The organism is Rothia nasimurium (assembly GCF_049068285.1).
Taxonomy (GTDB): Bacteria; Actinomycetota; Actinomycetes; order Actinomycetales; family Micrococcaceae; genus Rothia; species Rothia nasimurium_I.
This window is the reverse complement of the sequence record NZ_JBLKPV010000002.1, coordinates 162,489-175,856: the sequence shown is the minus strand read 5'-3', so window position 1 is coordinate 175,856 and position 13,368 is coordinate 162,489. Positions and strand designations below refer to the sequence as shown.

Here is a 13,368-nt window from a genome sequence, read left to right as displayed (position 1 = left end):
CACCACCTGCTAGATGCCGGTCACAGTGGTAGTCTGGGGCTCAGAAACTCAAACACTCTCACAGTGAGGACACAACCATGGCAGGTTTCTTCAAAAAGCTCTTTGGCGGCGCTGACGAATCAGCAGCACCCCAGGCCCCCGCTCCCAGCAGCGCCACCAGCACCCAGCTGGTAGCCCACCTCGAGGGAACCGTAGTTGCCCTAGACCAGGTCAGCGACCAGATGTTTGCCACCGGCGCCCTGGGGCCTGGGGCTGCCATTGAGCCGACGGCAGGCCGGGTTGTTGCCCCCGCTGACGCTGAGGTCACTGTAGCCTTCCCCACCGGTCACGCTATTGGCTTGCGGACCGACGATGGGCTGGAGATCCTGATTCACGTCGGCTTCGATACCGTTGAGCTAGAAGGTAAGTTCTTTGACTCGAAGGTCTCCAAGGGGGATCGGGTCACCCAGGGGCAGGTGCTGGTGGAATTTGACCTGGAGCAGGTCAAGGCAGCCGGTTACCCCGTGACCACCCCGCTGGTGATTACCAATGCTAAAAAAGCCGTTGCTGACCTGACGATTTCTGGCCAAGGCCAGCATGTGGCAGCAGGTGGAGATTTCCTGACGGTTCAACGCCAGGCCTAAGACTGATTCGAATATGTGAGGTGCCCGCTACCCCGGATGGGGGAGCGGGCACCTGTCTATCTGCAGGTGGGGGCAGACTTGTTGGGGCAGGCTAGTCCCCGCGAGGGTTTGCCTGCTTTTATGTGGGTTTGAGAGGGGTCTTGTGGGCTGAAAATACGGGGTGAAAAAGGGGTATCAGACTCTGGTTACAAGAGTGTTCTAGGCTACGTTTTGGTGCTAATATGTCAAACGATTGGCATGTTTGTTTTTCAGACAATATCTGAAAGACTGCATACACACTCGTGCCGGGACTGAACCACACCACAGCGGGGAAAACCTGGCCCAACCACAAGGAGAACACATGGATCACAAATCCGTGGCTGAGCGCGTCCTCACCGCCGTCGGCGGCGCGGACAACATCGCAGCAGGCGCCCACTGCGCCACCCGCCTGCGACTCGTGCTCAAAGACATGAACGCCGTCAACCAGGCCGCCCTGGATAACGACGAAGACCTCAAGGGTACCTTCAACAACTCCGGCCAGTTCCAGATCATCGTGGGCCCCGGCGACGTTGACGAGGTCTACAAGCACATGGCCTCTTCCGGTATGAAGCAGGTCTCCAAGGACGAACTCAAGAACGTCGCAGCTAACCAGGGTAACCTCTTCACCCGCTTCATCAAGACCGTCTCAGAGATTTTCCTGCCGATCATCCCCGTGCTGGTCGGTACCGGTCTGCTCATGGCGCTCAACAACGTCCTGACCGCCCCCAAGATCTTCGATCCAGTGAAGTCCCTCATCGAGCTCTACCCCGCCTGGGAAGGCTTCGCCGGCATCGTCAACCTGCTCTCGGCAGCAGCCTTTGCCTTCCTGCCCGTCCTCGTCGGCTTCACTGCCACCAAGGTCTTCGGCGGTAACCCCTACCTCGGCATGACCATGGGTGCCGCCATGGTCTTCCCCACCCTGGTCAACGGCTACGGCGTAGCAGCAGCCCTCGAAGAAGGCACCATGACCTACTGGGATGTCTTCGGCATCCAGGTCCAGCAGGCTGGCTACCAGGGCACCGTCCTGCCCGTCATCCTGGTCTCCTTCATCCTGGCCAACATCGAGAAGTTCTTCCACAAGGTGCTCAAGGGCACCATCGACTTCATGTTCACCCCCACCCTCACCCTCCTGATCACCGGTTTTGCCACCTTCATGCTGGTCGGCCCGCCCATGTTCAAGCTGGGTACTCTGCTCGGTGAAGGCATCAACTGGCTCTACACCGCAGCCGGCCCCGTCGGTGGCTTCCTCTTCGGTCTGATCTACTCTCCGATCGTCATCACCGGTCTGCACCAGTCCTTCCCGCCCATCGAACTGCAGCTGCTGGCAGCAGGTGGCTCCTTCATCTTCGCTATCGCCTCCATGGCTAACGTCGCCCAGGGCGGTGCCGCCCTCGGCGTCTACCTGACCACCAAGGACAAGAAGATGAAGGCCCTGGCAGGTGCAACCGCTCCTTCAGCCTTCCTCGGTATTACTGAACCCGCCATCTTCGGCGTCAACCTGCGTCTGCGCTGGCCCTTCTACATCGGTATGGGCGCATCAGCCGTAGCCTCAACCCTGATCGCCATCTTCGGTGTCAAGGCCTCTGGTCTGGGTGCCGCCGGCTTCCTGGGCCTGCCCTCCATTGACCCCTCCCAGGGCATGGGTTGGATGGGCTTCATCATTGCCATCCTCACCTCAGCTGTCCTGTCCACCGGCGCCTCCTTCATCTACGGTAAGAAGGTCTTCGCCGGTCAGGTCGCCGAAGAAGAGACCGTAGCAGCTGCCGCCCCTGCGGCCGCTTCAGCCGCAGCAGCTTCTTCCGCTGCTGCCCCCGTAGCTACCGAAGGTTTCGAACTGGGCGCCCACCTCGTCGGTACCGCCCTGGAGCTCTCATCAGTTTCTGACCAGACCTTCGCCAGCGGCGCCCTCGGCCCCGGCGCAGCCGTCGAACCCACCGAAGGCAAGCTCTACGCACCCGCCGACGGTAAGGTCACCGTTGCCTTCCCCACCGGCCACGCCATCGGCATGCGCACCGACAACGGAATCGAACTGCTCATGCACATCGGCTTCGACACCGTAGAACTCGACGGCAAGCACTTCGAACCGAAGGTGAAGAAGGGCGACATCGTCAAGCGCGGCGACGTCCTCGTCGAATTCGACATGGACGCCATCAAGGCCGCCGGCTACCCCCTGACCACCCCGCTGGTCATCACCAACGCTAAGAAGACCGTCGAATCTACCGCCCTGGCAGTAGTAGCAGGCGGCCGCGTCTCAGCAAACGACAACCTCATCTCAGTTGCCGCTAAGGTAGCAACCGTCTAATTTGCCCTACCGTGGCAGTAAGCAAAACCCGCCCCGTTCCCGTCCTGAATATCAAGGACGGAAACGGGGCGGGTTTTTCTCGTCAGGAAAGCCGATGCCAGGTAACCTAGATACATCACACCACCACACAAGAGGGGACAACCTTGCCTGAAACCCACGACTTCACCGTGCGTGAAGCAACCGAAGCAGACTACCCCGGTGCCATCGAAGCCCTCACCAACGCCTTCTCCCACGACCCCGTCATGAACAAGGCCATGGGCGGGGACGGCCGCATCGAGACCGTCCGGGCCCTCTTTGAATTCCAAATCCGCACCACCTACGGGCCCAAAGGAACTATCGACATCGCCGTCACCCCAGCAGGCAAGGTCCTCGGCGCTGCCCTCTGGCTCTCACCCGAAGCCCAAAAAGGCAACCTCCTAGCAGACCTCAAAGCCCTCCCCGACTACTACAAGGTCCTCGGCCGTGGCCTAGCCCGGGCAACAATCACAGAATTTCGTCTGCTCGCATCCCGCCCCAAATTCGACCACTGGTACCTCTACACCATCGGCGTCCACGAAGACGCCCGCGGCCACGGCATCGGATCCCACCTCCTCGACTTCCGCCGTCACCAACTTGGCGAACACCCCGCCTACCTGGAAGCATCAACCTACCGGTCAGCCTCCCTCTACGCCCGCCACGGCTTCATCGAACTCTTCCGCTTCAAAGGCGGCAAACCCGCCCTCGGAATGCTCCACCCAGCCCCCACCACCCAAGTCTCCAAAAACCTCCCCCAGCCCTAAACCTGACACTAAGTAACACTATGCACCACCACAACCGCACCCGCCGCTGGGCCACCACCGGCCTTCTCGCCACCCTCATCTTCAGCACCCTCACCCCGGCAACTGCTCTACCCCAGACAGAAGACCCCCTAACCGCAGCAGCCACTGAAGACCTCGTCAAAGACACCGACCGCCTCATCGTCACCTTCGACGAAACCCTCCCCGTCGAAGACCGCCAGGCCGTCATTGACAGGGCCCTCGAAACCACCCCCGTCATCAACGACGCAGACATCATCAAAAACTCAGTCGGCGAAGACACCACCGTGGGCGTTATTAAATCTGACTCCACCCTCACTGATGCTGAACAAGACCAGGCCATTGCAGCCCTTGAAGCCGACCCCGCCGTCGTCGCCGTCGAACCCGACCACCTCGTCAAAGCTGTCCAATCAACCGCCCGCATTGCCCCCGCCGAACCCCTCTACGGCACCCTCTGGAACTTCCGGGTCGCCAACGTAGCCCCCGCCTGGTCAACAGCCGACGGAACCGGCACCACCATCGCCATTGTAGACACCGGCATCACCAAGCACCCAGACCTCGATAGCAACGTCGTACCCGGCTACGACTTCATCTCCACCGACGAATACGCCCGAGACGGCGGCGGCCGCGACTCCAACCCCACCGACATCGGCACCTTCTCCGGCGAAACCCCCTCCAACTGGCACGGCACCCACGTCGCCGGCATCGCCGCCGCCGCAGCCCAGGGAACCGGCCTAGCCGGCGTCGCCCCCAAGGCCAAAATCCAGCCCGTCCGCGTCCTCGGCGTCAACGGCTGGGGCTACGCCTCAGACATCGCCGACGGCATCGTCTGGGCTTCCGGCGGCACCGTCCCCGGCGTCCCCAAAAACCCCAACCCCGCCACCGTCGTCAACGCCTCCCTCGCCTGGCCAGAAAGCACCTGCCCAGCCGCCATGGACGCAGCCGTCAAGGGCGCCTACTCCCGGGGGGTTCCCGTTGTCGTCGCCTCCGGCAACGCAGGGCAGAACGCCAACTGGTGGACCCCGGCCAACTGCTATTTTGCTATCGTGGTTGGCTCCACCAACTCAGCAAGCACCATTACCGGCTACTCCAACTGGGGTGACATGCTCGACGTCGTAGCCCCCGGCGGTACCCTCTATGAGCAGGTCAACTCAACCTCCAACGCTGGCCGAACCACCGCAACGACCGCAAACTTCGCCGGTCTCTACGGCACCTCCCAGGCAACCCCCATGGTCGCAGGCACCATCGCCCTCATGAAGCAAGCCAACCCCGGCATGACCATTGAGCAGATCCGCAACACCCTCAAGAGCACCGGCACAGAGGCTAGCGGATACCGCCAAATCAATACCGGGGCCGCTGTGGCAGCAGCCAAGCGGCTGGGGCAGCCCACAACGGCACCAGCTCCGGCTCCTGTACCGCAGCTTGCCCCCGGCCAAATCTTCAGTGACGTTCCCCCCGGGCTGCCCTACTTCTCTGAAATTAACTGGTTGAGTAAACAGGGCATCACCACCGGGTGGGACATGGGAACCCATAAGGAATTCCGCCCGCTCACCAGTATTGAGCGTGGTGCAATGGCCGCTTTCTTCTACCGTATGGCAGGCTCACCTGCCTTCACAGCTCCTGCAAAGCCAACCTTTTCGGACGTCCCCACTGACCACCAGTTCTACAAGGAAATTGAGTGGATGGCTTCCAAGAAGATTACAACCGGATTCGTTGATAAGACCTTCCATCCTGAAGAAGCCGTCAACCGGGATGCTATGGCCGCTTTCTTTTATCGCTTGGCAGGGAGCCCTGCATACACAGCCCCCAAAACATCCGTTTTTGTCGATGTGACTCCCCAGAACCAGTTCTACAAGGAAATCGCTTGGCTTAACTCACAGAAAATCTCTACCGGCTGGCCCGATAAGACCTTCCGTCCCGTCGAAGCTATTAACCGGGATGCTATGGCAGCCTTCATTTACCGTTACAAGAACACCGCTGGTAGCTAAGGTAAATTGCCTCATAGCTTGATAAACCGAGGACCGTAAGCATGTTGCTTGCGGTCCTCTGGTTTTATTGGTTTTGGGAAAACGGGAGGGTTGTACTTCCGTAGCTGATATCTACCGGGAGAACATCACAGCCGGTGAGGGGTTCTTCGCTGCCGGAGATTGCGTGAACGAGTTGGGCAACGGCGCGTTGGGCGATGGCGTCGATGGGCTGGACGACGGTGGTGAGGTGGGGCAGGAGGGAACGGACAGATGACGAGCCGTCGAACCCAACTACCTGGAGCTGCTCTGGGACTTTCAGTCCCCGGGCTCGGGCATAGTCGAGGACAGCAGCTGCGTAGACGTCGTTGGAGGCAAAGACTGCGGTGATCTGCGGGTTGTCCTGAAGAAAAGCTTCGATGCGTTCGCGGTTGGTCTGGTGCGGGGTGGTGAAGCCGAGTTCCAGGTAGAGGGGGGTTAGGCCGGCTTCTTCCATGGCCTGGCGGTAGCCCTGCTGACGCTTGTTGTGGGGGGAGAGGGTGGAGGTGATGTGGGCGATTGCGGTTGCCCCGGTCTCGATGAGCAGGCGGGTTGCCCGGTAGGCTCCGTCAAAGTTGTCGCAGCTGACATTGGGAGCCTTGCCGGTGTCGAGTCGGTCGATGGTGACTAAGGGGGCTCCAAAGTGCGGGAAGTTTTCAACGACTTCAGAGTGGGCGCCGGTGATGACTCCGTCGACCTGGTTAGCGATCAGCATGTCGAGGTAGCGCTGTTCGGATTCTGGGTGGTCGTTGCTGTTGCAGAGGATGGTCTTGTAGCCGATGTCGGCAAGGTGGGATTCGATGCGGTAGGCCATTTCGCCGTAGAAGGGGATTGCTACGGAGGGGAAGATGAGACCGATGAGCTGGCTTTTTTGGCCTTGCAGGGAACGGGCGATGGCGTTGGGCCGGTAGCCGATGGTTTGCATGGCATCGAAGACTTTGGTGCGGGTTGCTTCTGAGATGTAGCCGCGGTTGTTGAGGACCCGGGAGACTGTGGTGGGGGAGACGCCTGCTAGGGCGGCGACGTCGCCGAGTTTAGGCTGGGGCACGTTCTTCTCCGGTGGTGTGGGTCGTGATGAAGCTATGGATTTTCTGGTCAGGTGTTCCATTATATGTGCTGTGAGCCAGGTCTAAAAATGGGAAGGGGTATGGCCGGGTGGGTTCGTTTTCTCTTAGTCCAGGGGGAGGTAGGGCACTCTGGTGCCTGCTTCGGCACCCCCTGCTGGGATGAGCGCCAGAGCGTTGGCGGTGGCGAAGCTGGTGAGCATATGGGACTGGGTCTTGGGCAGGGGGGTGAGGGTTAGGCCTTCAGCGCTAGGGGTGAGGGCGGCTGGGAGCAGGCGCAGGTCGTGTTTGCGGTAGCCGGGTACCGGGTGGGTGAGGACGCCTTCGGCCAGCTCGGCCAGGGGAGCACCAGTGGCGCCGGTGAGCCAGGCTGGTAGGTAAGAGTAGAGGGCGGTATAGGCCGCTAGGGGGTTGCCGGGTAGGCCGAGGACGAGCGGGGAGGTTGGGTTGCTCTTGGTCGGTAGGCGGGCGGCCAGGGCCGGGTGGCCGGGGCGAATAGCGACGGATTCGAAGAGGTAGCTGGCGTCTAGGTCAGCTAGGGCGCGGCGTACCCAGTCTGCGGTGGAGGTAGAGGAGCCGCCAGTAATAAGCAGCAGGTCGGCGCCGGTGGTGGTGAGCCAGTCGGTGAGCTGGGCTTTGCTGTCGGGCAGACGGCGGACGCTGCTAACGCTGGCTCCCAGGTTTTCGATGATGTGGGGGAAGGCCATGGAGTAGGCGTCGCGCACCTGGCCTGGGCCGGGGAGGCCGGAGTTAATTATTTCGTTGCCGGTGTAGGCGATAGCGACGGTGGGGCGGGCGGTGACGGTGACGGTGTCAAGGCCGAGGGTGGCTAGGGCACCGAGGTGGCGGGCGGTAATGGGTGTTCCCGCGGGAAGTACCGTGCTGTCGGCTGAAAGTTCTTCACCTGCCCGTCGTATATCGGCACCGGGTGCCGGGTAGCCTTGACCAAAAACTTTGGGGTCGGGGCTGAGGGTGCTGCCGTCTACCAGGGCGTGTTCCTGGCGAATCACGGCGTCGGTGCCCGGGGGAATAAGCCCGCCGGTCAGAACGGGGGTAGCCTGGCCGGGGGTAAGGGGCAGAACTCGCTGGTGGATATTCTCGCCCTCTACTGCTGGCGGGTGGGTGAGCAGCTGCCAGGGTGGAGCACCAGCGGTGGCGTAGCCGTCCATAGCTGAGGAATCATAGTGGGGCACCGGCAGCAGGGCGCGGGCGTCCTTGCTCAGGGTTCTGCCGATAGCCTCCTGGGCGAGGGGCACCTCTTCATCGGTTCGGGCAAGGGTCGTCCCTGCCTGGTGCAGGAGCTGCCTGGCCTGCTGCCAGCTGGTGTGGTGCACGGTGCTGTCCTTAGGGGGTAGGGGGAACCTGGGTGAAACCAGCAGCGCGGGCGGCTTCCCAGGTGTCGACGTCGGCGGTGAGTTCGGCGGGCAGTTCTAGCTCGGTGGGTGCAAGGGGGCTGAGAAAACGGCGGACGGAGGCGTTTGCGGTTTCTCCCTCAAAGGCCGGGGCAAGGGAGGTAGCCCGGTAGATACCCAGCAGGGGCTGAGCGATACCCTCCGCCACAGCCCAGTAGCCGGTCACCTGCTCCGGTGCGGACGCCGCCGCCTCAAGGAGCAGGGGAACTGCGGCCCCAACGCGGGGCAGGTCGCAGGAAAGAACTAGCACCCAGTGCTGGGACGAGCTCAAGAGGCCCGGGTTGGTTTTCTTGAGGGCGCTCAGCCCAGCGGAGATCCCAGCTGCTGGCCCGCCGAAGGCTGGTTCTTCCCGGGTCTGCAACACCCCGCCGGGCAGGGTAAGGTCTGCTGGACCCACCACAATGCGGGTGCTAGCCCCGGCGCAGGCTGCCAGGGCCTGCTCAAGCAGGGTGGATGAGCCATTCGACAGGAGGGCCTTGGGTACCCCGCCCAGACGGGAGGAACGTCCGCCTGCCAAGATCAAGGCCGAATACTTCATATCGGTCATAAGTGCTGCCTATCCACCGGCAAAGGGGGGCAGGACGTCCAGGCGCTGGGCCTCTTGCAGAAGGGCAGAATCATTCTGGGCTTCTGTGCTTGCTGCAACCCCGTCCACGAGGAAGGTGCAGCGGGGCAGAATATCTGCCAGGGTCTGACCCGAGGGGGTAGCCCCGGTAAATTCGCGCGTTAGGTAGGCCTGGAGACCGGCGAGTGTGGGGGTGGGGAGCTGCTCTAGCTCAACCGTCACGCCGGGTAGGCCAGCTGCCGCCCGGGCCGCAGCGAAGAAGTTAATCTGCATGGGGTAGTCCTTGAATCTTAGCCGCCGATGGCGCTCATGGATCGAGTAGGTTGGGTGAAGTCGGGGGCGTCGAAACCGACGGTATCCTTGCCGTGAGCCTTGGGCTTGGCCCACATGGCTCCGCGCCAGATCTGAGCCAGTTCAGTATCGCTGGCTCCGCCGCGCAGAGCGCCCATGAGGTCGGTTTCGGTCAGGGAGAAGAGGCAGGAGCGCACCTTGCCGTCGGCGGTGATGCGGGTGCGAGTGCATGCTGAGCAGAAGGGCTCGGTGACCGAGGCGATAATGCCTACCTGGCCCAGGGGCTCTGCTGTGCCGGCGTGACCCAGCGGGTAGACGTCCCAGAGGGCTGCGGGGGAGGCCCCGCGCGGACGCCCGTGGGGCAGCAGGTCGTAGTGGTCAGCCAGGCGTTGACGAATCTGCTCGGCGGTGATGGTGCCTTCGCGGGTCCAGTTGTGGTCGGCGTCCAGGGGCATCTGTTCGATGAAGCGGAGCTGGTAGCCGCCCTCTAAAGCCCAGGTGAGGAGTTCATGGCCCTGCTCATCGTTGACGCCGGCCATGAGGACCGCGTTGATTTTGAGGGGGGTGAGCCCGGCTGCTGCGGCCGCCTCAATCCCGGTGAGCACGGAGGCCAGCTTGTCTCTGCGGGTGAGCTGAGCAAAGGTTTCGGGGCAGATGGTATCGAGGGAGACGTTCACCCGGTTGAGCCCGGCTGCTGCGAGGGTGTCCACTTTTTTTTCGAGCCCTATGCCGTTGGTGGTCAGGGCGATGGGTAGGTGGGGGTGGTTGGCACGGACTGCCGCAATAATGTCGGTCAAATCGGCTCGTACCAGGGGCTCGCCGCCGGTGAAGCGTACCTCTTCTATCCCTAACTCCTGTACGCCCACCCGTACCAGGCGGACCACCTCATCGAGGGTGAGAAGCTGGCTGCCCGGGAGCCAGTTGAGCCCCTCGGCGGGCATGCAGTAGACACAGCGCAGGTTGCACTTGTCCATGAGCGAGATGCGCAGGTCTGTGGCGCTTCTACCCCAGCGGTCAGCGAGAGGCCCGCTGGTGGGGGCCCCTTGCCGGGTGGCGGCAGTCAGACCACCGGTGACCACGGGGATTGTAGAACCCAGGGGGACCGGGGGAACGAGGGCGGAGGATTGGGGCATACCCACACTTTCACAAGTCTTAATCAGTATTTCAGATGTAATATTTAGCCTATCGAAACCGGGTGAAGAACACCACCTGGCTCTACACTAATCTATAGACAAAGGCCCCACCACTGCCACTGTTACCCCCCCCGTTATTGGAGACCCCATGCGCCGTCTGAGCCCCCTCACCCTTTCCCTGCTGTTGGGTTTGAGCGCCTGCGGGGGAGCAGCGTCCTCATCCCGGGATCAGGGGCAGGACGCCGAGGTTCAGCTCTTTGCCGCGGCATCCTTTAGCGCGGTGGGTGATGAGCTTATTACCGCCTACCGCAGCGATAACCCTGGGGTGCAGATTACCGCCACCTACGCTGGTTCAACCCAACTGGTGACCCAGATGGCAGAAGGGGCAACACCGGATCTACTGTTAACCGCCGATAGCGCCACCATGAGCCAGGCCCTCGAAAAGGTTGAAGACCTAGGCAGTGCTACCCCAGAAACCATTGCCACAAACGCCCTGGTGCTGGCCACCGCCCCGGGTAACCCTGCTGCCATCGATAGCGTCGATGACCTCGCTGCCGCCGGCGTCATGACCGCCATCTGCGCTGCACAGGTGCCCTGCGGGCGCCTGGCCTACCAGGAGCTTGATCGTCAGGGCATAGAACTGGCTAACTCTACCGAAGAGACTGATGTTTCGTCAGTTTCTACCAAGGTGGCAACCGGTCAGGTCGACGCCGGCTTTATCTACACCACCGATGCCGCAGCTCTCTTGGCCACCGAAGACATCACCGTCATCGACCTGCCCAATCTGGAACGTAACGCCTACCCCCTGGCGCTGACCACCACCGGTCAGACCAAGACGAGCGCCCAAGATTTCGCCAACTGGCTCGCCACCTCTGAGAAAGCTGCCCAGATTCTCACCGACTACGGCTTCGAACCTGCCTAAACTAGGACTATGAGCACACCCGCACCCGCCCCGCCCAAGCCCGGCGGTAGCCCCTTTACCTCCGTTCCTGCCCACGCCGTGCTCCCCACCCTGCTGACCCTGGCCCTGATTGCCGGGCCCCTGCTGGCCCTTCTGGTGCGGACCCCCTGGGGGAGCTTGCCCCAGCTTCTGACGGAACCAGCTGCCCTGGGCGCCGTTAGGCTCTCGGTGCTCACAGCGCTGACCACCACCCTTATCTCGGCCCTGCTGGGCACCCCCACCGCCCTAGTACTTGCCACGGTGCTGGAAAAATCGCGGGCCCGCCGCCTGACCTGGCCCCTCTACGGGCTGATCTATACCCCCATCATTTTTTCTCCGGTGGTTTCGGGTCTAGCCCTGCTCTTCTTCTGGGGGAGGCGTGGCCTGCTCGGTTCCTGGCTCGATACCGCCGGTATCTCAGTGGCCTACACCCCGGTGGCCGTGGTACTGGCCCAGACTTTTGTTGCCCTGCCCTTCTTCGTGGCCACCCTGGTCACCACCCTGCGGGCCCTGCCGCCCGAGTACGCAGAAATCGCCCGGCTAGAGGGGGCCAGCCCCGCGGAAGTCACCACCCGGGTGCTGCTACCGCTGGCTGCCCCCGGCCTGCTGACGGCGGCCGTCCTGACCTTTGCCCGCGCCCTGGGCGAATACGGGGCAACCGTTACCTTCGCTGGAAATATCGAGGGCGTCACCCGAACTATCCCCCTGGCCATTGAGTTGGCGCTGAGCTCCAACCGCATGGAGGCAGCCCTGGGCTCAGCGCTCATGCTCATTGCCCTCTACCTGGGCCTGCTAGCCGCCGGAGCCCTGGCTCTCTGGCTGGGGCACCTGAAAGGAGGCCGCCCCTCATGACGCTGCCTATAGAAACCCTTGCCCGTATGCTTCCCACTGGCTCCCGCCTTCAGCCGCAGGCCTATGCTTCTTGTGTGCGTGACCTGGTGGCTGCCACTGTCGCCCGCACCCCCTATAACCTGCCTCTGGGGGAGGCTGCCGGGGCTCAGCTCGCTGAGTCCCTCTACGCGCTGGCCCCCCAGCCCTCCTTCGCCAACTCCCAGATGGACGGTTACGCCCTCACCAGCGCTGCCGCCCGGGCAGCCCAGCGGGTTTTTCGGGTGGGGCAGGACGTTCCTGCCGGGGCCACCGGCGCAGGGCTACCGGTGAGCGATACCCTGGTCTACCCGGTCATGACGGGAGCTCCGCTGCCGGAAGGGTACACCACCGTTGTCCCCGTTGAGCGCACTAGCCCTCTGGCAGGAGAGACGGACGCCGCGGGCTTCGTAGCTGAGGGTGGGCAGGTGGATATACCCCCGGCTGCCCCCGGTGCTTTCGTACGGGCTGTGGGAGAGGACGTTGCCGCAGGCCAGCTCCTAGCAGAGGGCGGCAGTCGCCTGACCCCGACCCTCATTGGTGCCCTGGCCGCCCAGGGAATCGCGAGTGTGCCGGTCTACCGCCCCCTTCGGGTGCTGGTGGTGACAGGTGGTGACGAGGTCGCTGGGGCAGGCCGGGCGCCTGCTTCCGGGCAGATTTTTGACGCCAACGGCCCGGTGCTGGCGGCCCTGCTTGCTCAGGAGGGCTGCATCACCGACCACCTGCCTATCGGGGACTCGGTAGAGGATTTCTGCGCGGCCCTGCAAGGTGCCCTAGCCCGCTGGGCGCCCGATCTTATTGTGACCAGCGGCGGTATCAGTCACGGCAAATACGAGGTGGTGCGTCTGGGGTTGGCGGCTCTGGCTACTGCTCCTGTCGGTGGGGTGCAGATGAGAGCCAGCTGGTTCGGCCACGTTGCCCAGCAGCCCGGTGGCCCCCAAGGTCTGGCCCTGCTTAAGGCCCCCGACGGTAGGGTGCTGCCGGTACTCTGTCTGCCGGGCAACCCTGTGAGCACCCTCATCAGCTACCACCTGCTCCTGCGCCCTGCCCTGGCCCACCTGGCAGCAGAAGACCAGTCGGACACCTACGGCCAGCTGGTGCTCGATGCCCCCATCGCGGCACCGGATGGAAAAACCCAGTACCGCCGAGCCCGCCTCACTCGGCAGACTCAGGCGGACGGGAGCGTCCTAACCCTGCTGACCCCGGACGCCGCAACCGGCTCCCATCTGCTCCTACAGGCGGCCCGAGCCGACGCCCTGGTGGAACTGGAACCGGGGGGAATCTACCGCGGCGGTGAACTGGTGCGGTATATTGCCCTGTGAGGTGCAGGTAGACACCCCTGTCAGCGAATCACGT

General features: G+C 62.9%; 12 protein-coding genes. 7 read left to right on the top strand and 5 right to left on the bottom strand.

All coding sequences use genetic code 11. The features are described from left to right. Nucleotides 1–77: 77 nt before the first annotated feature. From ACMXX3_RS02795 to ACMXX3_RS02780, 4 genes are all read left to right on the top strand, one after another. The gene (locus ACMXX3_RS02795; protein ID WP_421083254.1) at nucleotides 78–623 is read left to right on the top strand and encodes a PTS sugar transporter subunit IIA; all 546 of its coding nucleotides are present in this window, start codon (nucleotides 78–80) and stop codon (nucleotides 621–623) included. Nucleotides 624–963: 340 nt separating this feature from the next. Next, nucleotides 964–2,943: a sucrose-specific PTS transporter subunit IIBC gene (locus ACMXX3_RS02790; protein ID WP_421083253.1), complete on the top strand. Its 1,980-nt coding sequence runs from the start codon at nucleotides 964–966 to the stop codon at nucleotides 2,941–2,943. A 143-nt stretch (nucleotides 2,944–3,086) separates the two neighbouring features. Beyond that, entirely contained in the window at nucleotides 3,087–3,722 is a 636-nt protein-coding gene (locus tag ACMXX3_RS02785) for a GNAT family N-acetyltransferase (protein ID WP_421083252.1), read from the top strand. A 20-nt stretch (nucleotides 3,723–3,742) separates the two neighbouring features. Next, nucleotides 3,743–5,725 carry a S8 family serine peptidase gene (locus tag ACMXX3_RS02780; RefSeq protein ID WP_421083251.1) on the top strand — a complete coding sequence of 661 codons (1,983 nt, stop codon included), beginning with the start codon at nucleotides 3,743–3,745 and terminating at the stop codon, nucleotides 5,723–5,725. A gap of 64 nt (nucleotides 5,726–5,789) precedes the next feature. Here ACMXX3_RS02780 and ACMXX3_RS02775 read toward each other — a convergent pair whose 3' ends face one another. The 5 genes from ACMXX3_RS02775 to moaA all read right to left on the bottom strand — a co-directional run bounded on the left by ACMXX3_RS02775 (nucleotide 5,790) and on the right by moaA (nucleotide 10,205). Beyond that, a complete protein-coding gene (locus ACMXX3_RS02775) occupies nucleotides 5,790–6,788 on the bottom strand; it encodes a LacI family DNA-binding transcriptional regulator (protein ID WP_421083250.1) in 999 nt (332 codons plus the stop codon). A 123-nt stretch (nucleotides 6,789–6,911) separates the two neighbouring features. Next, nucleotides 6,912–8,138: a molybdopterin molybdotransferase MoeA gene (locus ACMXX3_RS02770; RefSeq protein WP_421083249.1), complete on the bottom strand. Its 1,227-nt coding sequence runs from the start codon at nucleotides 8,136–8,138 to the stop codon at nucleotides 6,912–6,914. 10 nt (nucleotides 8,139–8,148) lie between these two features. Next, nucleotides 8,149–8,763, bottom strand: coding sequence for a molybdenum cofactor guanylyltransferase (mobA, locus tag ACMXX3_RS02765; RefSeq protein ID WP_421083248.1), 615 nt, complete (start codon nucleotides 8,761–8,763; stop codon nucleotides 8,149–8,151). A 9-nt stretch (nucleotides 8,764–8,772) separates the two neighbouring features. Then, nucleotides 8,773–9,054, bottom strand: coding sequence for a MoaD/ThiS family protein (locus ACMXX3_RS02760; protein ID WP_421083247.1), 282 nt, complete (start codon nucleotides 9,052–9,054; stop codon nucleotides 8,773–8,775). 17 nt (nucleotides 9,055–9,071) lie between these two features. Then, nucleotides 9,072–10,205: a GTP 3',8-cyclase MoaA gene (gene moaA, locus ACMXX3_RS02755; protein WP_421083246.1), complete on the bottom strand. Its 1,134-nt coding sequence runs from the start codon at nucleotides 10,203–10,205 to the stop codon at nucleotides 9,072–9,074. 148 nt (nucleotides 10,206–10,353) lie between these two features. Here moaA and modA point away from each other — a divergent pair, with 148 nt between their 5' ends. From modA to ACMXX3_RS02740, 3 genes are read left to right on the top strand one after another with little or no spacing between them, the layout of a single operon-like run. Beyond that, a complete protein-coding gene (gene modA / locus ACMXX3_RS02750; protein WP_421083245.1) occupies nucleotides 10,354–11,127 on the top strand; it encodes a molybdate ABC transporter substrate-binding protein in 774 nt (257 codons plus the stop codon). Between the two features lie 9 nt (nucleotides 11,128–11,136). Then, a complete protein-coding gene (locus ACMXX3_RS02745) occupies nucleotides 11,137–11,997 on the top strand; it encodes an ABC transporter permease (RefSeq protein ID WP_421083244.1) in 861 nt (286 codons plus the stop codon). Further along, the gene (locus ACMXX3_RS02740; RefSeq protein ID WP_421083243.1) at nucleotides 11,994–13,334 is read left to right on the top strand and encodes a molybdopterin molybdotransferase MoeA; all 1,341 of its coding nucleotides are present in this window, start codon (nucleotides 11,994–11,996) and stop codon (nucleotides 13,332–13,334) included. Before ACMXX3_RS02745 ends, ACMXX3_RS02740 begins: the two co-directional genes overlap by 4 nt. The last annotated feature ends 34 nt before the right edge of the window (nucleotides 13,335–13,368 follow it).